The organism is Mycobacterium sp. NPDC006124, from assembly GCF_040614235.1.
Taxonomy (GTDB): domain Bacteria; phylum Actinomycetota; class Actinomycetes; order Mycobacteriales; family Mycobacteriaceae; genus Mycobacterium.
Genome location: NZ_JBEXUA010000016.1, coordinates 22,563 through 41,731 on the forward strand (window position 1 = coordinate 22,563; position 19,169 = coordinate 41,731).

A 19,169-nucleotide genomic window follows, 5' to 3' on the forward strand; every position below is an offset into this window, starting at 1 on the left:
TGTAGGTGGGCACTCCGACAAGTCGGCGGACCTCGGTCGGCATGTGGGTAACGTGATGTCGATGACCAGCCCAGAGCGCACCCTGATCCTGCTGAGGCACGCCAAGTCGGACTACCCGACGGGCGTCTCCGACCACGACCGGCCGCTGGCGCCGCGCGGCATCAGGGAGGCGGCGCTTGCGGGCGACTGGATCCGGGCGAACGTCGCCCCGGTCGACGCCGTGCTGTGCTCGACGGCCACGCGGACTCGTGAGACGTTGGCGCGCACCGGAATCGAGGCGGACACCCGCTACGAGGACGCCCTGTACGACTCTCTGCCCGGCATCGTGGTCGACCTGGTCAACGGCGTCGGCGACGACGTCCAGACGCTGCTGGTGGTCGGCCACGAGCCCACGACGTCGAGCGTGGCCTTCGGCCTTGCCGGGGGTGATTCAGACCCTGCCGCGTTGGAACGCATGACGGAGAAGTACCCGACGTCGGCGATCGCGGTGCTCGTCACCGACCAACCCTGGTCGCGTCTGGAACTCGGTGGCGCGACCCTGGTCGACTTCCACGTGCCGCGCTAGCCGCCAGCGCTAGTTGTTCGTGTTGAGCGTGAGCTCCATCAGCTTGATCGCCATGCCGCACGCGTCGATGCCGGGCACCTGCGGGTTGACCCACCAGCCGACCACGCCGGCCGCGTCACTGGCCACGCCGCACGCCCCGCTGGCGTCGTTGGGCTTCATCACGATCGACTGCACGCCCGCCACCGAACGACTCTCGACCTGATACTTCAGGAAGTCGGCGACCTTGCGCTCGTTGTCCAGGCTGCCCTGCTCGAACCAGAACCGGGTGATGTCGATCAGCCCGGCGGGGTTGAGCGCCTGCCAGCGACACAGTGCGCCGACGAAGGTGCTCTGGATGTCCAGCGGATCGGCGCCGACGGTCTTGGCGAGGACGTCGGTGGTCAGGACGTCGCACTCCTTGAGCAGGTTGGGGTAGGTCTTGGCGGAGTTGTCGTTGCGGGGGGTGTTGCCGCCGGCACCGGCCTTGACGGCCTGGCCCGTCACGTCGCGGGAACATCCGACGAGCATCGTCACCGTCGCCAGAATGGCGACCAGCGCGGCAGTTCCGCGCCTCAGCGCGCTCACTTGGAGTTCACGATCGACTGGCGGGTGAGTTCCTTGGCGACGTCGCAGGCATCCGGGAACGGCTTCTCGGTGAAGTTCACCGACCACTCGATGAAGTCGTCGTCGAATTGGATGCCGATCTCGCACAGCGAAGTGCCCAGGTTCGGATCGTCGTTCTTGGCGATGAAGCCGTCATGACCTTCGATGTTGATGTCCTCCACGCTGGTGCGCGACAGTTCCTCGGTCTTGCGCTCACGCCCGATTGGGCTGCCGCGGTACCAGTTGAAGGAGAAGTGGGGACCGAGGATGCCGCCGCCGAGCAACCACTGGCAGCCGACGGACGTCTTCGCGGTGTTGACCAGTCCGTTGATCTTCGTCAGCTGTGCCATCGTGTCGTCGGTGATGCCGCCGCACTCGGTGAACATCGCGCCGTGCTTGGCGTCGCCCGCGGGCGCGGGGGCCGACGAACTGCCGGGCCCGCTGGACTCCTCGGAGCTTCCCGAGCACGCCGCCACGAGTGGAATCACGGCGGCGGCGAGTACCGCCAACGCCTTCGTGGTGCGTCCGCCCAGTCGGTGGCCGCGTCTTCCCATCACGCCCGACACTGTAGCGGCAGCCTGGGGGCACAACCACCGACATGCCGACTGACCTGGAGTTTTCTAAGGAAATCCACGGGTGTCAGCGTCGCGGCCCCGGTGTGCGACAGTTGCGGAATGCTCTGGGCGTTGCTGCGACGGTATGCGGGGCCCTACCGCGGGGCGGTCGCCGTCGTCGCCGCGCTCCAGATGGTCAGTTCGCTCGCGTCGCTATACCTGCCGACGATCAACGCCGCGATCATCGACGACGGCGTCGCCAAGGGCGACACCACCACGATCGTCGAACTCGGCGCGATGATGCTCGGCGTCACCGCACTGCAGGTGCTCTGCGCGATCGGCGCCGTCTACTTCGGTTCGCGCGTGGGCATGGGCTTCGGCCGCGACCTGAGGTCGGCGATGTTTCACCACGTGGTCGGACTGTCCGCCGAGGAGACGGCCCGCTTCGGCGCCCCGACGCTGCTGACCCGCACCACCAACGACGTCCAGCAGATCCAGGTGCTCCTGCAGATGACGTGCACCATGCTGATCGCCGCACCGATCATGTGCGTCGGCGGCATCGCGATGGCGATCCACCAGAACGCCGGGCTGTCCTGGCTGCTGATGGTCAGCGTGCCGCTGCTGGGACTGTCGAACTGGATCATCGTCTCCAAGCTGCTGCCGATCTTCCGTCGGATGCAGCGGCTGATCGACGGCATCAACCGCGTGCTCCGCGAGCAGCTCGCCGGCATTCGCGTCATCCGGGCCTTTGCCAGGGAGCCGTTCGAGCGCAGCCGGTTTGGCGAGGCCAACGAGGCGCTCGCGGACACGGCGATGACGGTCGGCCGGCTGCAGGCCCTGATGCTGCCGTTCACCACGCTGGTGATCAACCTGTCCAGCGTGGCGCTGATCTGGTTCGGCGGGTTGCGCATCGACGCGGGTGAGATGCAGGTCGGCTCGCTGATCGCGTTCCTGTCCTACTTCATGCAGATCCTGATGGCGGTCCTGATGGCGACGCTGCTGCTGGTGATGCTGCCGCGGGCCTCGGTGTGCGCCGAGCGCATCAGCGAGGTGCTCGGCACCACGCCGGCGATCACCAGCCCGGCGACGCCCACCACCCCGGCCCTCGCCCGTGGCGCCGTCGAGATCGTCGACGCCAGCTTTCGGTATCCGGGCGCGGACCGCCCTGTGCTGCAACGGGTCTCCCTGACGGCCCAACCCGGCACCACGACCGCCGTGGTGGGCTCGACGGGCTCGGGCAAGTCGACGCTGATCTCCCTGATCTGCCGGTTGTTCGACGTCACGGAGGGGTCGGTGACCATCGACGGCGTCGACGTCAGGGACTACGACGTCGAGACCCTGTGGTCGAGGATCGGGCTCGTTCCCCAGCGCGGCTACCTGTTCTCCGGCACGGTCGCCGAGAACCTGCGCTACGGCAGGGCAGACGCAACCGACGACGAGATGTGGGCTGCGCTGCGCGTCGCGGCGGCCGACGAGTTCGTCGCCGCACATGCCGACGGGTTGCAGATGCGCGTCGCCCAGGGCGGCATCAACTTCTCCGGCGGACAACGGCAGCGGTTGGCCATCGCGCGCGCGGTGATCCGTCGCCCGGCGGTCTATCTGTTCGACGACGCGTTCTCCGCCCTCGACGTGCGCACCGACGCGCGGGTGCGCGCCGCCCTGGCCGAGGCATCGGCCGACGCCACGGTCGTGATCGTCTCCCAACGCATCTCGACGGTGATGGACGCCGACCAGATCGTCGTGATCGACGACGGCGCGGTGGTGGGCGTCGGCACCCATGACGAGTTGATCCTGGACTGCCCCGTCTACGCGGAGTTCGCCGATTCCCAGGCCGTGGCGATAGGGGATCGTCGATGAGCGGGCCGGTCGGCCGCCGGCTCAACGCCGGACTCGACACCCCGACGGAGCGCTCCAGGGACTTCCGGGGCACCGCGGTGCGATTGGTGCGCAGACTCACCCCGCAACGGATCCCCACCGTCACGGTGCTGTCGCTGGGCGTCGTCGGCATCGCCATCGGCGTGGTGGGACCGCTGATCCTCGGCCACGCCACCGACCTGTTGTTCAGCGGCGTCATCGGACGTGGGCTGCCCGCCGGCCTCACCAAGGAGCAGGCGGTCGAGGCGGCCAGGGCCCGCGGCGACAGCACGTTCGCCGACCTGCTCTCCGGCATGGACGTGGTGCCGGGCCGAGGCGTCGACTTCGACGCGGTCGGCCGGACGCTGCTGTTGGCGCTCGCGTTGTATCTGGTTGCCGCCCTGATGGTCTGGATTCAGGCCCGCCTGCTCAACGTCATCATCCAGAAGACGATGGTGTCGCTGCGCTCCGACGTCGAGGACAAGGTTCATCGACTGCCGTTGTCGTACTTCGACTCTCGCCAGCGCGGCGAGGTGCTGAGCAGGGTCACCAACGACGTCGACAACATTCAGTCCTCGTTGTCGTTGACCATCAGCCAACTGTTGACCTCGGTCCTGACCGTCGTCGCGGTGCTGGCGATGATGCTGACCATCTCGCCGGTGCTCGCCGCGATCACCGTGCTGACCGTGCCGTTGTCGCTGTGGGCGACCCGCACGATCGCCCGTCGTAGCCGGGATCAGTTCGTGGCGCAGTGGCGCAACACCGGCCGTCTCAACGCGCACGTCGAGGAGACCTACAGCGGGTTCACCGTCGTCAAGACCTTCGGGCACCGCGCCATCGCCGAGGAACGGTTCCGCGAACTCAACGGCGAGGTGTACCACGCCAGCTTCCGGGCACAGTTCCTCTCCGGTCTGGTGTCGCCCGCGACCACCTTCGTGGGCAACCTGAGTTACGTCGCGGTCGCCGTGGTCGGCGGTCTGCAGGTGGCGACCGGTCAGATCTCCCTCGGCAGCATCCAGGCCTTCATCCAGTACGTCCGCCAGTTCAACCAGCCGCTGACGCAGGTGGCGTCGATGTACAACACGCTGCAGTCCGGAATTGCAAGTGCCGAGCGGGTATTCGACCTCCTCGACACCGAGGAGCAGACGCCCGACCCACCCGACTCGGCCCCCGAGCGACGGGGACCGGGCCGGGTGGAATTCGAGCACGTCGAGTTCGAGTACCGCCCGGGCACGCCGATCATCGAGGACCTGTCGCTGGTGGCCGAGCCGGGCAGCACCGTAGCCATCGTGGGGCCCACCGGAGCGGGCAAGACGACCCTGGTGAACCTTCTGATGCGGTTCTACGAGGTGGATTCCGGTCGCATCACCATCGACGGCGTGGACGTCACCGCGATGAGCCGCCATGCCCTTCGGTCCAGCATCGGCATGGTGCTGCAGGACACCTGGCTCTTCGGCGGCACCATCTATGACAACATCGCCTACGGTCGCCCCGAGGCCACCGAGGAGCAGGTGGTCGAGGCTGCGACGGCCGCGCACGTCGACCGGTTCGTCGCGACCCTGCCCAACGGCTATCAGACGCGCATCGCCGACGACGGCGGCAACATCAGTGCCGGCGAGAAGCAGCTGATCACCATCGCCAGGGCGATCCTGGCCCAGCCGAGCCTGCTGATCCTCGACGAGGCCACCAGTTCGGTGGACACCCGCACCGAGCTGCTGATCCAGCAGGCGACGGCCGAACTTCGCCGGGACAGGACGAGTTTCATCATCGCGCACCGCCTTTCGACGATTCGCGACGCCGACGTGATCCTGGTGATGGAGGCGGGCCGGATCTGCGAACGCGGCACTCACGACGAGTTGGTCGCCCGTCGCGGCGAGTACTGGGCGATGACCCAGGCCTGACTCAGAGCTTGGGGCCCTCGGCGCGGAGGTCGTCGACCGTGGTCATGGCCTCACGCAACTTGCCGAGCCATTCGTCGGCGTGCTCGCCGACGAGTCGCACCGACCACGCAAGCGCATCCGAGCGCGACCGTGCCACTCCGGCGTCGACGAGGGTGTCGAGGACTTGACGCTCGGGTTGGCGCAGGCGCGTCATGACCGGTACCGCGATGTGGGTGAACAGGATTCGTTCGGATCCGACCTGGACGCCCCAGGCCACCTTGCGGCCGTAGCGGTGCTCGGCCTCGTCGGCAATCCGCATCCGTTCCGACCGCGTCTCCTCGCGGAAGCGGGCGGCGCGACCGGAGGCGCGGGCGTCACTCTCCTCGCCGTCGGCATCGGGCAGATGACCGACGACGCTGATCTCCTCGCGGTCGACGACGACCGTCGGGTCACCCGAGAACCAGCCCTCGGGCAGGCGTCCGGCGATCCAGTCGGGAGCGTCGGTCGCGTCGGGCTGTTGGGACTGCTGCCAGCCGCCGGAGCGGCCGCGGTGATGTTGTTTCATGATTACATGATTACGCTGTTACAGACTCAACGGGGCAGACTTCTCCCAGGGCGAACGGACACCCTCAGCGCAGCTTGCGATTGAGCGCCACACCGCCGCCGACGAGCAACGCGAGCAGGAGCACGATCCCCCAGCCGGCGCCAGCCAAGAGCCAGACCGCCACGACCGCCACGATCCCCGGCGAGGCGAGGAACAGGACCATTCCGGGATGCTGCTTGACGACCTCGAGGGCGCTGCGGGCACGCGCCGGGTCGATCTCCTTGGACATCGCCCCAGCATGCCAGCACCCGCCACGTCAGCCAGGTCAGTTGGCCTAGGGTCGGGTCAGGAGACGCCGACATCGAACCGAGGAGTGACACGGTGACTGGACCCGGACAAGGAAGCTGGCAGCCCGATCCCGAGGGCCGCTTCGACTACCGCTGGTGGGACGGTCAGGCCTGGACCGACCAGGTGTCGCACCAGGGCCAGGCCGGGCGCGCACCACTCGGCGGTGCGCCGGCGCCGCAAGCCCAAGCCCAGGCCCAGGCTCCGCAGGCGTCGGTGTACGACCCCGGCCAGCCCGTCGGCGACGGCTTCGAGGGCATCACCGGTGACCTGGTCGACGGCCGGTTCACCGAGAAGGAATCCACACCGATCGCCAACCAGAACGCGAAGCTGCTCCGCGTCCGCCTGGGCGAGCCGTTCATGGCACGACAGGGCTCGATGGTGGCCTACCAGGGCAACGTGGACTTCGCCTTCGAGGGCGGCGGCGCGTCGAAGTTCATCAAGAAGGCCCTGACCGGCGAGGGTGTCCCGCTGATGCGCTGCCAGGGTCAGGGTGACGTCTTCCTCGCCGAACTCGCCCACGACGTGCACCTGCTGAACCTGACCAACTCGGGTCTGTCGATCAGCGGCAAGAACGTGCTGGCGTTCTCCTCGAGCCTGGACTGGAACATCGAGCGGGTGAAGGGCGGCAGCATGGCCACCGGCGGGTTGTTCAACACGACGCTGCGCGGCACCGGCTGGGTGGCCCTGACCACCGACGGACCCCCGGTGGTGCTCAACGCCGGGGAGGCGCCGACCTTCGCCGACACCAACGCCGTCGTCGCCTGGTCGGCGAATCTGCAGACCCAGCTCAAGACCAGCTTCAAGGCGGGCGCACTGATCGGGCGCGGGTCCGGCGAGGCCCTGCAGGTCGCCTTCCACGGTCAGGGCTTCGTCATCGTGCAGCCCTCGGAGGGCATCCAGATTCCGACGCCGTGACGGGCGCGTGGGGAATCGAGGTCCGCGAGGGCACCTACGGCGGGCACCCGGGACTGCTCTACGACCGCACCCCCGACGGCTTCGCAGAACTGATGGCCGGCACCGAGGTGTGGACCGACCGGACGTTCCTCGTCCACGGCGACCGACGGGTGAGCTTCTCGGGGTTCCGGGCCGCCACCCACGCCGCCCGCACCCACCTGTCCGGGCTCGGCATCCGGCCTGGCGACCGCGTGATGGTGCACGGCTACAACAGTCCCGAATGGGTGGTCGCGCTGTGGGGGCTGTGGCTGGCGGGCGCGGTGCCCGTGCTGGCCAACCGGTGGTGGAGTGCGAGCGAAATCGACCATGCCGTAAGCGTTCTCGCTCCCGCCCACGTGCTGGCCGACACCGTGCTGGACGTGTCCGTGCCGGTCAGCCGGCTCGGCGATCTGCGCGCCGTCTTCGACGCGCCCGCGGTCGAGCCTTCCCCGTCGGCCGAGTCCGATTCCGACGCGGCCGCGCTGATCCTGTTCACCTCGGGCAGCTCGGGCATGCCGAAGGCCGTCGAACTGTCCCGCCGCTCGGTGATCTGCAACCAGCACGACATCATGGCGCGCACGGGTCGGCTTCCGCATCTGCTCGACGACCAGTCGGCCCAGGTGGTCAGCCTGGCGACGACGCCGATGTTCCACGTAGGCGGCCTGTCGAGCCTGCTCACCCACTTCCTGACCGGCGGCAAGATCGTCATGACGGAGGGCCGATTCGACCCGGGACAGATCCTCACCCTGATCGAGCGCGAGCGAATTCAGGTGTGGGGAGCGGTGCCCACCATGGCGATCCGCATCCTGGAGCATCCCGACTTCGACGCCCACGACCTGTCGAGCTTGAAGTCGTGGCCGTTGGGCGGGGCACCGGTCACCACCGCATTGCTGGACCGCATCCGCACCAAGCTGCCGAAGCTGCGTGAGCGGGGCTTGAGCAACACCTGGGGCATGACCGAGGCCGGCGGCTTCCTCACCGTCGCCGACGCCCGGGACCTGGCCGTGCACCCCGGGTCGGTGGGACGGCCCTACCCGGTCGTGGAGATCCGGATCGCCGATCCCGACGACGCCGGAGTCGGCGAGGTGCTGGCCCGTTCTCCCACGGTAATGAACGGCTACGTGGGAGTCGACGACACGGTCAACGCCGAGACCGTCGACGCCGACGGGTGGTTGCACTCCGGAGACCTCGGCCACCTCACCACGGACGGCTACCTGTTCATCGACGGCAGGAGCAAGGACGTCGTCATCCGGGGCGGGGAGAACATCGCCTGCCCGCACGTCGAAGCGGCCATCGCCACCCATCCCGCCGTCGTGGAGGTGGCCGCCCTCGGCCTGCCCCACCCCGACCTCGGCGAGGAACTGGTGGCCGTCGTCGTCCACCAGCCGGGCGCCGCCGCGCCGACGCCGGAGGAGCTGGCCCGCCACCTCGACGGGGTGCTGTCCTACTTCGCCATCCCGACACGCTGGGAGATCCGCGCCGAACCGCTCCCGACCCTCGCCGGCGAGAAGGTCGACAAGAAGAGGTTGGCCGCCGCTTTCGGGTGACCGACGACTCACCTACCCATACCCCCTACGGGTATATAGTGGCGTCATGAGCGTCTTGCTGAACGTGCACGGCATGAGTTGCGCGCACTGCGTCGCGTCGATCACCTCCGCGGTGTCTGCGCTGCCCGGGGTGACCGACGTCGACGTAGCGCTGGCAGACGGCACCGTGCGCGTCGAGGGAACCCCCGACCTCGACTCAGTCACCGAGGCCATCGAGGACGCCGGTTACGACGTCACCGTGCCGGTCGTCACGAGATGAGCACCGTCACCCTCGACGTCGACGGCATGACGTGCGCGTCCTGCGCGGCACGAATCGAGAAGCGGCTCAACAAGATCGACGGCGTGCGCGCCAACGTCAACTTCGCGACCGAACAGGCCGCCGTCGACTTCGACGCGGGCGTCACCACCGACGACCTGGTGGCCGCGGTCCAGGCCACCGGTTACACCGCGACGATTCACCGCACCGAACGCCGTCGCGACGACGACGAATACCGACGGCGGCTCGTGGTCTCCGCCGTCCTCAGCGTGCCCGTGCTGGCCGTCTCGATGATCTCGGCCTGGCAGTTCACCGGTTGGCAGTGGGCCGCGCTGGCCCTGGCCACCCCCGTGGTCAGCTGGGGCGCGTGGCCGTTCCACCGGGCGGCGCTGGCCAATTTGCGGCACGGCGCCACCACGATGGACACCCTGGTCTCGATCGGCGTGCTCGCTTCCTACCTGTGGTCGGCGGTTCAGGTGTTCTCCGGAGAGACCCACCACCAGCTCTACCTGGAGGTTGCGTCGGTCGTCACCACCTTCATCCTCGCCGGACGTCACTTCGAGGCCAGGGCCAAGACCCGGTCCGGAGCCGCCCTGCGGGCCCTGCTCGACATGGGCGCCAAGGACGTCGCCGTCGTCCGAGGCACCCGTGAGGAACGCATTCCGGTGGAGCGCTTGGCCGTCGGCGACGTCTTCGTGGTGCGACCGGGTGAGAAGGTGGCCGCCGACGGCGTGGTCGTCGGCGGCGCGTCGGCGGTCGACGCCTCGATGCTCACCGGCGAGTCGGTGCCCGTCGAGGTCGCCGTCGGCGACGAGGTGACCGGAGCCACCGTGAACGTCAGCGGACTACTTCGGGTCCGGGCGACCCGCGTCGGCTCCGACACCCAGCTCGCGCAGATGGCCCGCCTGGTCGAGGACGCCCAGAGCGGCAAGGCCGAGGTGCAGAGGCTGGCCGACCGCATCTCGGCGGTGTTCGTACCGATCGTGATCGCCCTGGCCGCAGTCACGTTCGCCGGTTGGTTGCTGGCCGGCGGCTCCGCCACGGCCGCACTGACCGCTGCGGTCGCCGTCCTGATCATCGCCTGCCCATGCGCCCTGGGGCTCGCGACCCCGACGGCACTGCTGGTGGGCACCGGCCGCGGCGCCCAGCTCGGCATCCTGATCAAGGGGCCGCAGGTACTCGAGTCGACCCGACGCGTCGACGCCATCGTGCTCGACAAGACCGGCACGATCACCACCGGCCGGATGACGGTCGTCGACGTCGTCGGCGACGACGAGACCCTGCGGCGCGCAGGCGCTCTCGAGAGCGGATCCGAACACCCCATCGCCAGGGCGATCGCCGACCACGCCGCCACTGCCGGTCCGCTCGCCCCGGTCGTCGACTTCGTCAACCACGGCGGTAACGGCGTCACCGGCGTCGTCGACGGGGTACGGGTCGCGGCTGGTCGCCTGAGCTGGCTGCGCGACGGCGGGATCGCCGCGCCGTCGACGGATCTGACGGCTGCCGCCGAGGACGCCGAATCCCGGGGCCGCACACCGGTGTGGATCGCCGTCTGCGACGAGATCGAGGCCGTCGTCGTGGTCGCCGACACCGTGAAGGACACTGCTGCAGAGGCGATCCGAGAGTTGCGCCGACTGGGGCTGACCCCCGTCCTGCTGACCGGGGACAACGAACGCGCGGCCCGGTCGGTGGCCCGCGAGGTCGGGATCGACCCCGACGTCGACGCGGTGATCGCCGGCGTGCTCCCGGCCGACAAGGTCGACCACGTCAAGCGGTTGCAGTCCGAGGGCAAGGTCGTCGCCATGGTGGGCGACGGCGTCAACGACGCAGCGGCCCTCGCGCAGGCCGACCTCGGCCTGGCGATGGGCACCGGTACCGACGTCGCCATCGAGGCCTCGGACCTGACGCTGGTCACCGGCGACCTGCGCGCGGCTGCCGACGCCATCCGGCTCTCCCGGGCGACCCTGCGGATCATCCGGGGCAACCTGTTCTGGGCATTCGCCTACAACGTCGCGGCCATACCGCTGGCGGCACTCGGCCTGCTCAACCCGATGATCGCCGGTGCCGCAATGGCATTCAGCTCGGTGTTCGTGGTGAGCAACAGCCTGCGGCTGCGGCGGTTCACTCCGTCGCGGTAGCCCGGCGGACCCGGAAGAGCTTGGCCTCGTCCTTGATGTTCTTGAGGTGTCGCGCGCCGGCGAAGGACCAGGAGAAGTCGTCGACCTCGCCGACGGCCTCCCGGGTGGACTCCGAGACCAGAACGGCGCCGGGCCGGGCGGCACCCGTGACGCGGCTGGCGAGGTTCACCGAGTTGCCGAACCAGTCGCCCGCCCGGCTGACCGCCATTCCGGTGGCGAGCCCCACCCGCAGCCGGGGAAAGTCCTCGTCGACCTCGGTGGCGGCCAACAGATTCAGCACGGCGTGGACCATCGCCACCGGATCACTGCTGACGAGCATCACCTCGTCACCGATGCTCTTGACGTAGCGCACGGGAGGCTCCGCAACCTCGCGCGCCAGATCGGCGAGCCGGTGGGCCAGCGCCTCGAGGTCCTCCGGCGGCACGGCCTCACCGAGGCGGGTGAAGCCGACGAGATCGGCGAACGCGATCGTGACGAGGCGCGCGCCGGGCAGCGGAAGACCCTCCGCCCGTTCGGTGTTGGTGACCGCCTCGTTCTCCATGACGTGGAGCAGCTGCAACCGCAAGGTGTCCTCGATCATCGGACCGAGCAGCGGCGCCACCTGCCGCACCAGCGCCTCGGAGGCCATCGCGGTCTCCAACTCGGTGGAGCCGGGCTCGAGCACGGCGGCCAGCGCCGCGTACCGCATCACCTCGGCCGTGCGCGTCAGCCCGTCGGCGAGCACCTGCAGGACCAGCACGACCTGGTCGGCGGTGATGCCGAGGTCGAGGAACTTCCGTGCGCTGGCGAAGGCGTCGCCGTCGGACTTCGGCAGCACGACGGCGTCGGGATCCTCCACCCTGGGCAACCCGACCGCACGCATCATGCGTTCCAGCAGTTCGAGATCCAGACCTGCCGACTCGCTGATGTGCCGGGCCGACACCAGAGTCCCGTCGTCACCGATGGCGGCCCGAGTCGCCAGCAGCATGGGGGCGAACGACTCGCGAATCTGGGCGGCGGTGTAGCCCTTCGACATCAGCCACTCGACCAGCTCGGCACGCTCGGCGCGCGCCGCGCCCTCCAGGCCGTCCAGCAGGCCCGCCGCTTCCAAGTCCTCGAGGTCCTTCACTCGGCAAACGTATCCGACGACATCCCGGCCACGATGAGTTCCGGGCCGCTGAGTCGTCCAGACCCTCGAACCACACTCGAGGAGGACTCCCGTGATCGCGCCCCGCCCTGAGAGGATCGACGCCGATGACCGAACCGATGCGAGAAGGCCTTCCCCCCGTCGTCGCCGACGGCGCCCGAGTACTGATCCTGGGCTCGTTTCCCAGCGAGCGGTCACTGGCTGCCGGTGAGTACTACGCCAACCGGCGCAACCAGTTCTGGCAACTGATGTCGGCGCTCGTCGACGTCGACGTGGAGTTGCCCTATCCCCGGCGCATCCACGCGCTCACCGATCACGGGATCGCGTTGTGGGACGTCGTGCACAGCTGCCGCAGGGTCGGCAGCCTGGACGCCAAGATCGACCGGTCGACGCTGGTGGTGAACGACGTCGCACCGCTGCTGTCGAGGCACCCGGGAATCGAGCGGATCTTCGCCAACGGCTCGACCGCCTTCGATCTCTACACGGCGCGGGTGGACACCGGGATCCCCGCCGTCCGGCTGCCGTCAAGCAGCGGCGCGCTGCCCATGTCGCTGGCCGACAAGCTCCAGCGGTGGCGCGAAGTGCTCTAGCCGACGGCCCGCGTTGCCGCTGCCGCGCAAACCTCGGGGGCGGTATAGTCGCCGTACCACGCTCGTGTTCGTCGGCTGCGGTCAGCTCGCAGCTAACGCCTGATCGTGGGGTGGAGGTATCGGGCTCATGTCGATCGCAGTGCACTTCGACCAGCCGGTGGGCGGTTCCATTCGACGTGCCCTCGTCCACGGCGGCGCGGTCAACGTCACCTCCCCCTCACCCACCTCCGTCGCCCTGGCCATGTTCGCCAGGGAGCTGATCGGCGACGCCTTTGGCGGACGGGACCCCGAACTCGCCCAGTTCGACCTCCCCGCCGCAGACCACGACGCCATCCTCGGCACGCTGCTCTGCCGGTTCACCGGCCACCCCGAGGCCGCTCGACTGGTCGCGGACCTCCTGCTCAAGCGGGGCTGCGATCCCGAGACCACCTACGTCGCCCGACCACGCCTGAACGCCCAGACCAGCAACGTCACGGGCCCCGGGGGATGGCGTCCGTGCCGCGACACGTGGCGGGCGGCTCCCCCGGCGCAACTCGACCACTGGGTTCCCGTGTACGAGGTCGACGAGCACGCTTCACCCGAACTCATGACGATGACGCTCTACCCGAACTACTTCAGCCGTGCGGTCGCCAACGACTCGGCGCACTACCACCATCACGATCCGCACCGCGCCGCTCGGCCCCGTCCCGGACCGACCGAGACGGTCGACCCGTTCTCGGCCGCCGCGTTCGTCACCCCGGTCGGGGGCGTGCTGCAGTTCTCCGGCCAACACCTGTACTCCAGCGCCCCGACCGAGTGCGACCGAACCCGGTTCACCGTCGAATTCGAGACCGTCGACGTCGGTGACGTCCGGGCCGGGCTCGGTGCGCGAAACGTCGACGGCCGCTGCACGGGCTCCTCGATCGGCGACTTCGTCCGCGCGGTCGACCACGCACCGATGCCCGAGGACGTGATCGCGATGTTCGACCGTCGCACCGAACCGGCTGCCGACCGCGTCCACGCGGACCGGGGCCGGCCCGCCTTCACGAAGGCCTGACCGGAGGACCTGACGCGGCGCCCCATACGGTGGCCCCATGTCCTGCGTGTTCTGTGCCATCGTCGCCGGTGACGCTCCGGCGATCCGCGTCTACGAGGACGATGAGTACCTCGCCATCCTCGACATTCGGCCCATCGTGCGCGGGCACGTGCTCGTCATCCCCAAGGCGCACACCGTCGACCTGACCGACACCCCGCCCGACACGGTGGCCGCGATGATGCGCATCGGGCAACGGATCGCCAGGGCCGCCCGGGTGTCCGAACTGCACGCCGACGGCAACAACGTCGTCGTCAACGACGGCAAGGCGGCGTTTCAGACCGTCTTCCACATCCACCTGCACGTCGCGCCCCGCAAGACCGGCGACAAGCTGACCTTCGCCAAGGGTCTGGTGGTCCGTCGCGATCCCGACCGGGAGGCGACCGCTGCCATTCTGCGCGACGCGCTGACCGCCTTGGACGCCTAGAACCCGAGGAAGCGCCGCGCGTTGCGTTCCAGCGTCACGTCGTCGATGCCGGCGGCGTTCGGCATGTCCTGCGGCCGGGCCACCCCCATGTCGAACGGGTAGTCGCTGCCACACATCAGGTGCGTCGGGTCGGCCTGCGCGCGCAACAACTCCAGTGTCGCGGCGTCGTGGGTCAGGGTGTCGAACCACAGACCGGCGAAACCCTCACGTGGCGAACGAGTTTCCGCGCTGCGAACGTCGGCGCGCTTGTCCCAGCCATGCTGCCACCGGCCCACCAGCGCCGGTGCGCACCCACCGCCGTGCAGCATGCAGATTCGCAGGCCGGGCAGTTCCTCGAGCACCCCGCCCAACACCAGGGACGCTGCCGCAGTGCTGGTTTCGACGGGGTTGCCGATCAGGTTGACCAGGTAGTACGACGACCACTCCGGCCGGGGCAACTGCATCGGATGCACCAGCACGGCGAGGTCGCGTTCGGCGGCGGCCCGCAGCAGCTCGCGCATGGGGTCGACGTCGAAGGACGTCGACCCGAGCAGAGGGGGCACGGCGATGCCACGCACGACGTCGGTCGCCGCGATCGAATCCATCTGCGCCCGTGCGGCATCGGGGTCGCGCAGCGACACCAGCCCCAGCCCGAGGAGTCGACCACCGCTGTCGTGACACACCCGGGTCAACGCGTCGTTGAACTGCCCGACGTAGTCGTCCACCCCGTCGTCGTCGGCGACCGGGAAGGCGAACGGCGGCGCCGAGAGCACCCTGGTGCCCAGCCCCGCCGCGGCGGTGTCGGCGAGCACCCGAGCCGGATCGGTCATGGCGGCGGTGTCGATGTACAGCGGCAACTCGCCGAGGTACATCTGACCGTCGCGGCCGTGCAACGGCGGCAGCGGCGACCCGGGCGGGAGGCCGAACAGATCCTCGGGGAGCCAGTGCGCGTGTACGTCGATCGGACCGGTCGTCATGGATCCACCATGCGCGACGCGACGACGACCGACAATGTCAGCCGCTACACATCCCCTCGGCAAGCTATGGCCGCCTCGCCACACCGCCATCGGATGACAGACTGAGGCCCATGAGCACCATTCCCGTCTGGGAGCGCTACCTCGGCATTCCGCTTCTCAAGGTCCACGACGCGATCTACCGCAAGACCAACGGCTGGGTCGGCCACAAGATCCCGGGGCAGGCACCCATCCTGCTGCTGCACACCGTCGGCGCGAAGACCGGGATCGCGCGGACCAACGCGCTGAGCTACCTGCTCGACGGCGGCTCGTACCACGTCGTCGCGTCCAAGGGCGGCGATCCCAAGGCCCCCGGCTGGTACTTCAACCTCAAGGCCGATCCGAACGTCGAGGTCAACGTCGGGCCCACGCGCATGCCGGCCACCGCCCGCATCATCGGCGCCGACGATCCGGACTACGCCCGGCTGTGGAAGTTGGTCAACGAGAACAACTCTGGCCGCTACGACGGGTATCAGAAGCGAACGTCGCGGCCGATTCCGATCATCGCGCTGACACCGACGACCTAGAACAGCTCCTTGGCGAGCAGTTCCAGCGTCTGGTCTCGGGCCGGCGCCAGCCGCGGGTCGACCCCCCGGAAGGCCGAGCCGACTGGGTTGACCATCACCTCGTCGACCCCGAAGTGGGCGGCCAATTCGCGCACCTGACCGGCCGCCTCCGTCGGGGATCCGACGATGGCCCGTTCCAGGCCGGCGTCGACGATGGCCTCCTGCTGAAAGCTGAGCTCCACCTGCTTGGCGTCCTCGACCAGGTCCAGCGCGCGCAACGGCTGACCCGTCCGCAGGAACGCCATCATGTGCAGGTTGGGCAGCATCAGGTCCATCGCCTCCTCGCGGGTGGGCGCGACCGAGGCGTTGACCGTCATGAAGGTGGTGGGCTCGGCGAGCAGGTCACTGGGCCGGAACTCCGACCGGTAGGTCGCGAGCGCCTCCTCGGTGCCCTGCCCCGAGAAGTGATGGGCGAACACGTACGGCAGACCCTTCGCCGCCGCCAGGTGCGCCGAATACAGCGAGGACCCGAGCAGCCACAGCCGAGGCTGGCTCTTGGCCGCGGGCGTCGCCTTGAGCACGTAGTTCTGGTCGAGTAGCCCTCTGCTGCGGACGGCGACCCGAACGCCGGTGGTGCCCATCAGCGCGGCCACGTCGTCGAGGTACTGCGGAAAGTTCTCGATGTCCGAATCGTCCCGGCCCGCGGCGCCGCGCAGCGCCATCGAGGTCACCGGATCCGAGCCGGGCGCCCGCCCGATGCCCAGGTCGACGCGACCGGGGGCGGCTGCCTCGAGCAGCGCGAACTGCTCGGCGACGGCCAGCGGTGCGTGATTGGGCAGCATCACCCCGCCGGAACCGAGCCGCACCTGCCGGGTTTGGCCCGCGAGATAGGCCAGCACCACCGGCGGACTGGTCGCCGCGACGGCGGGCATGTTGTGGTGTTCGGCCACCCAGTAGCGCGTGTAGCCAAGGTCGTCCGCCGTCTGGGCGAGGTACACCGTGGCTGCGAGCGCATCAGAGGTGGTCTGGTCACTGCGGACCGGGACGAGGTCTAGTACCGAGAGTCGCACGCTTCATTCAACCGCCGGGCCGGGCCGATCGTTCCCGTCGGCCGCGATCGCCTTGGCCGCGGCGAACACCTCGTCGAGCATCGCAGGCGTGAGCCGACCGGTGAAGGTGTTCTGCTGGCTGGGGTGGAAACAGCCGATCAACGTGACCTCGCCGAGCCCCGAGTGCAGGTCCGCGACCGCGAGGTGGCCGAACTTGGGCTGCGGTCGAGGGACCGTTCCGCCGCCGGCACGCACCATGTCCAGCGCCACCTTCCAGGCGAATCCGCCGAGGGCCACCACCGCGCGCACGCCTGGCCGGACCAGTTGCCACTCGGCGGCGAGCCACGGCGCACAGGTGGCCCGCTCCTGCGGTGTCGGTGCGTTGTCCGGCGGAGCGCAGCGCACGGCGGCGACGACGCGGGTGCCGATCAGCGTCAGTCCGTCGGCCGCGTCGACGCTCGACGGCGAACTCGCCAGACCGGCGCGGTGAAGTGAGGCGAAGAGGACGTCGCCGCTGCGGTCACCGGTGAACACCCGGCCCGTGCGGTTGGCGCCGTTGGCGGCGGGGGCCAGCCCCACCACGAGGATGGTCGGCTCGGCCGAACCGAAGCTGGGCACCGGCCGCCCCCAGTAGGGCTCGCCGGCGAAGGACCGACGCTTCTCGACGGCCACCTTCTCGCGCCAGGCCACCAGCCGCGCGCACGCCCGGCACACGCTCACCTCGGCGTCGAGTTCGGCGACCTCGTGCGCCCGGGAGGCCAACCGGCGCACCCGCGCCGCCGTCGTCGCCACCGCGGTGTCGGCACTCGCGGGGTCACCGGGCCAGCCCGTTGCGGGCGGCACCGGCGAGTCGAACGCCTCACCCGTACGCGGATGCGGAAGTGTCACCCCCTCACTGTGCCCGTGCGCGAAGAGGGCTCGCCGACCGGGCGGACCCGCTGTTAGATTCAGCCGCGAGACCTCATGATCACCACCACCCGGCGTCCCCTCTTCCTGATCTTCTTCGCCGCGCTGACCGCCGGCGCGGGCAACGGCGTCTCGATGGTCGCCTTTCCGTGGTTGGTGTTGCAACGCAACGGTTCTGCGGTCGACGCGTCGATCGTCGCCATGGCCGGGACGCTGCCACTGCTGGTCGCCACGCTGATGGCGGGCGCAGCGGTCGACTACCTGGGCCGTCGGCGGGTGTCGATGATCTCCGACGCGTTGTCCGCCGTCTCGGTGGCCGCCGTGCCGGTGATCGCGCTGACCTTCGGAGTCGACGCGGTCGACGTCACCGTGCTCGCCGCACTCGCCGCGCTCGGTGCGTTCTTCGACCCGGCCGGCATGACCGCCCGCGAGACCATGCTGCCCGAGGCCGCGCTGCGAGCGGCGTGGCCGCTGGACCGCGCCAACGGCGTCTACGAGGCGGTGTTCAACCTGGCCTACATCGTGGGTCCCGGCGTCGGCGGTCTGCTGATCACCACCCTCGGCGGCGTCGACTCCATGTGGGTGACGGCCGGTGCCTTCCTGCTGTCCATCTCGGCGGTGGCGGCGCTGCGACTCGAGGGCGCCGGCGTCCCCCACCGCGACCAGATGCCGAAGGTGTGGGCCGGTGTGGTCGAGGGGCTCAAGTTCGTCTGGCACACGCCGGTGCTGCGCACGCTGGCGTTCGTCGACCTCACCGCCACCGGGTTGTACATGCCGATGGAGAGCGTGCTGTTCCCCAAGTACTTCACCGACCGCAGCGAACCCGCCCAACTGGGGTGGGTGTTGGTGGCGTTGAGCATTGGCGGACTGGTTGGCGCCCTTGGTTACGCGGTGCTGTCGAAGTACTCCGACCGGCGGACGATCATGCTCGTCGCGCTGCTGGTGCTCGGGGTGTCGATGACCGTCATCGCCTTCCTGCCTCCGCTGCCGGTGATCCTGGTGCTGTGCGCCGTGGTCGGGTTCGTCTACGGTCCCATCGCCCCGATCTACAACTACGTCATGCAGACCCGCGCGCCCGCGCACCTTCGCGGGCGGGTGGTCGGCGTGATGGGGTCACTCGCCTACGCGGCCGGCCCGCTCGGGTTGATCGTCGCGGGGCCGCTCGCCGACACCGCGGGTTTGCACGTCACGTTCCTGGCACTGTCGCTGCCGATGCTGCTGCTCGGGGTGGCGGCCATCTTCCTGCCGGCGCTGCGCCACCTGGACCACGATCCGGACGACGCGGTTTCCGACTGATCGG

General features: G+C 69.3%; 20 protein-coding genes. 12 read left to right on the forward strand and 8 right to left on the reverse strand.

Going from position 1 to position 19,169, the window contains the following annotated elements; translation table 11 throughout:
- Positions 1 to 61 precede the first annotated feature (61 nt).
- A complete protein-coding gene (locus ABZ195_RS24515) occupies positions 62 to 565 on the forward strand; it encodes a histidine phosphatase family protein (RefSeq protein WP_355222377.1) in 504 nt (167 codons plus the stop codon).
- Between the two features lie 9 nt (positions 566 to 574).
- On the opposite strand, the gene ABZ195_RS24520 is transcribed toward ABZ195_RS24515, so the two are convergent.
- Together ABZ195_RS24520 and ABZ195_RS24525 are read right to left on the reverse strand one after the other, a co-directional pair.
- Positions 575 to 1,072 (reverse strand): DUF3558 domain-containing protein, encoded by a 498-nt coding sequence (locus ABZ195_RS24520; protein ID WP_355222533.1) that lies wholly within the window; start codon positions 1,070 to 1,072, stop codon positions 575 to 577.
- 53 nt (positions 1,073 to 1,125) lie between these two features.
- Complete coding sequence (locus ABZ195_RS24525; RefSeq protein WP_355222535.1) at positions 1,126 to 1,701, reverse strand: DUF3558 domain-containing protein; 576 nt, start codon at positions 1,699 to 1,701, stop codon at positions 1,126 to 1,128.
- Positions 1,702 to 1,821: 120 nt separating this feature from the next.
- Between ABZ195_RS24525 and ABZ195_RS24530 the strand changes: the two genes are divergently transcribed.
- Positions 1,822 to 3,558, forward strand: coding sequence for an ABC transporter ATP-binding protein (locus ABZ195_RS24530; RefSeq protein WP_355222379.1), 1,737 nt, complete (start codon positions 1,822 to 1,824; stop codon positions 3,556 to 3,558).
- Positions 3,555 to 5,456 carry an ABC transporter ATP-binding protein gene (locus ABZ195_RS24535; protein WP_355222381.1) on the forward strand — a complete coding sequence of 634 codons (1,902 nt, stop codon included), beginning with the start codon at positions 3,555 to 3,557 and terminating at the stop codon, positions 5,454 to 5,456. The genes ABZ195_RS24530 and ABZ195_RS24535 overlap by 4 nt, the downstream gene beginning before the upstream one ends.
- 1 nt (position 5,457) lies before the next feature.
- Here ABZ195_RS24535 and ABZ195_RS24540 read toward each other — a convergent pair whose 3' ends face one another.
- On the reverse strand, positions 5,458 to 6,000 hold the full coding sequence (locus ABZ195_RS24540) for a hypothetical protein (RefSeq protein WP_355222382.1): 543 nt from the start codon (positions 5,998 to 6,000) through the stop codon (positions 5,458 to 5,460).
- A gap of 64 nt (positions 6,001 to 6,064) precedes the next feature.
- Entirely contained in the window at positions 6,065 to 6,268 is a 204-nt protein-coding gene (locus ABZ195_RS24545; protein WP_355222383.1) for a hypothetical protein, read from the reverse strand.
- 92 nt (positions 6,269 to 6,360) lie between these two features.
- Between ABZ195_RS24545 and ABZ195_RS24550 the strand changes: the two genes are divergently transcribed.
- From ABZ195_RS24550 to ABZ195_RS24565, 4 genes are read left to right on the forward strand one after another with little or no spacing between them, the layout of a single operon-like run.
- Positions 6,361 to 7,242, forward strand: a complete 882-nt coding sequence (locus ABZ195_RS24550; protein ID WP_355222385.1) for an AIM24 family protein — start codon at positions 6,361 to 6,363, stop codon at positions 7,240 to 7,242.
- Positions 7,239 to 8,807, forward strand: a complete 1,569-nt coding sequence (locus ABZ195_RS24555) for a class I adenylate-forming enzyme family protein (protein ID WP_355222386.1) — start codon at positions 7,239 to 7,241, stop codon at positions 8,805 to 8,807. Before ABZ195_RS24550 ends, ABZ195_RS24555 begins: the two co-directional genes overlap by 4 nt.
- A gap of 46 nt (positions 8,808 to 8,853) precedes the next feature.
- Positions 8,854 to 9,066 carry a cation transporter gene (locus tag ABZ195_RS24560; RefSeq protein ID WP_355222388.1) on the forward strand — a complete coding sequence of 71 codons (213 nt, stop codon included), beginning with the start codon at positions 8,854 to 8,856 and terminating at the stop codon, positions 9,064 to 9,066.
- Positions 9,063 to 11,201 (forward strand): heavy metal translocating P-type ATPase, encoded by a 2,139-nt coding sequence (locus tag ABZ195_RS24565; protein ID WP_355222389.1) that lies wholly within the window; start codon positions 9,063 to 9,065, stop codon positions 11,199 to 11,201. Before ABZ195_RS24560 ends, ABZ195_RS24565 begins: the two co-directional genes overlap by 4 nt.
- On the opposite strand, the gene ABZ195_RS24570 is transcribed toward ABZ195_RS24565, so the two are convergent.
- Positions 11,185 to 12,309: an adenylate/guanylate cyclase domain-containing protein gene (locus ABZ195_RS24570; RefSeq protein WP_355222391.1), complete on the reverse strand. Its 1,125-nt coding sequence runs from the start codon at positions 12,307 to 12,309 to the stop codon at positions 11,185 to 11,187. The two genes, ABZ195_RS24565 and ABZ195_RS24570, sit on opposite strands and share 17 nt — an antisense overlap.
- A gap of 125 nt (positions 12,310 to 12,434) precedes the next feature.
- On the opposite strand from ABZ195_RS24570, the gene ABZ195_RS24575 reads away from it, so the two are divergent.
- The 3 genes from ABZ195_RS24575 to ABZ195_RS24585 all read left to right on the forward strand — a co-directional run bounded on the left by ABZ195_RS24575 (position 12,435) and on the right by ABZ195_RS24585 (position 14,416).
- The gene (locus tag ABZ195_RS24575; protein WP_355222392.1) at positions 12,435 to 12,917 is read left to right on the forward strand and encodes a DNA-deoxyinosine glycosylase; all 483 of its coding nucleotides are present in this window, start codon (positions 12,435 to 12,437) and stop codon (positions 12,915 to 12,917) included.
- A 127-nt stretch (positions 12,918 to 13,044) separates the two neighbouring features.
- The gene (locus ABZ195_RS24580) at positions 13,045 to 13,953 is read left to right on the forward strand and encodes a hypothetical protein (RefSeq protein WP_355222393.1); all 909 of its coding nucleotides are present in this window, start codon (positions 13,045 to 13,047) and stop codon (positions 13,951 to 13,953) included.
- A 37-nt stretch (positions 13,954 to 13,990) separates the two neighbouring features.
- Positions 13,991 to 14,416, forward strand: coding sequence for an HIT family protein (locus tag ABZ195_RS24585; protein WP_355222395.1), 426 nt, complete (start codon positions 13,991 to 13,993; stop codon positions 14,414 to 14,416).
- Here the strand turns inward: ABZ195_RS24585 and ABZ195_RS24590 are convergent.
- On the reverse strand, positions 14,413 to 15,372 hold the full coding sequence (locus ABZ195_RS24590) for an amidohydrolase family protein (protein WP_355222396.1): 960 nt from the start codon (positions 15,370 to 15,372) through the stop codon (positions 14,413 to 14,415). The two genes, ABZ195_RS24585 and ABZ195_RS24590, sit on opposite strands and share 4 nt — an antisense overlap.
- Positions 15,373 to 15,482: 110 nt before the next feature.
- On the opposite strand from ABZ195_RS24590, the gene ABZ195_RS24595 reads away from it, so the two are divergent.
- Positions 15,483 to 15,935: a nitroreductase family deazaflavin-dependent oxidoreductase gene (locus tag ABZ195_RS24595; protein WP_355222398.1), complete on the forward strand. Its 453-nt coding sequence runs from the start codon at positions 15,483 to 15,485 to the stop codon at positions 15,933 to 15,935.
- On the opposite strand, the gene ABZ195_RS24600 is transcribed toward ABZ195_RS24595, so the two are convergent.
- Positions 15,932 to 16,984 (reverse strand): LLM class flavin-dependent oxidoreductase, encoded by a 1,053-nt coding sequence (locus tag ABZ195_RS24600; RefSeq protein WP_355222400.1) that lies wholly within the window; start codon positions 16,982 to 16,984, stop codon positions 15,932 to 15,934. The two genes, ABZ195_RS24595 and ABZ195_RS24600, sit on opposite strands and share 4 nt — an antisense overlap.
- 3 nt (positions 16,985 to 16,987) lie before the next feature.
- The gene (locus ABZ195_RS24605) at positions 16,988 to 17,851 is read right to left on the reverse strand and encodes a uracil-DNA glycosylase (protein ID WP_355222402.1); all 864 of its coding nucleotides are present in this window, start codon (positions 17,849 to 17,851) and stop codon (positions 16,988 to 16,990) included.
- Between the two features lie 75 nt (positions 17,852 to 17,926).
- Between ABZ195_RS24605 and ABZ195_RS24610 the strand changes: the two genes are divergently transcribed.
- On the forward strand, positions 17,927 to 19,165 hold the full coding sequence (locus ABZ195_RS24610) for an MFS transporter (RefSeq protein WP_355222404.1): 1,239 nt from the start codon (positions 17,927 to 17,929) through the stop codon (positions 19,163 to 19,165).
- Positions 19,166 to 19,169 lie beyond the last annotated feature (4 nt).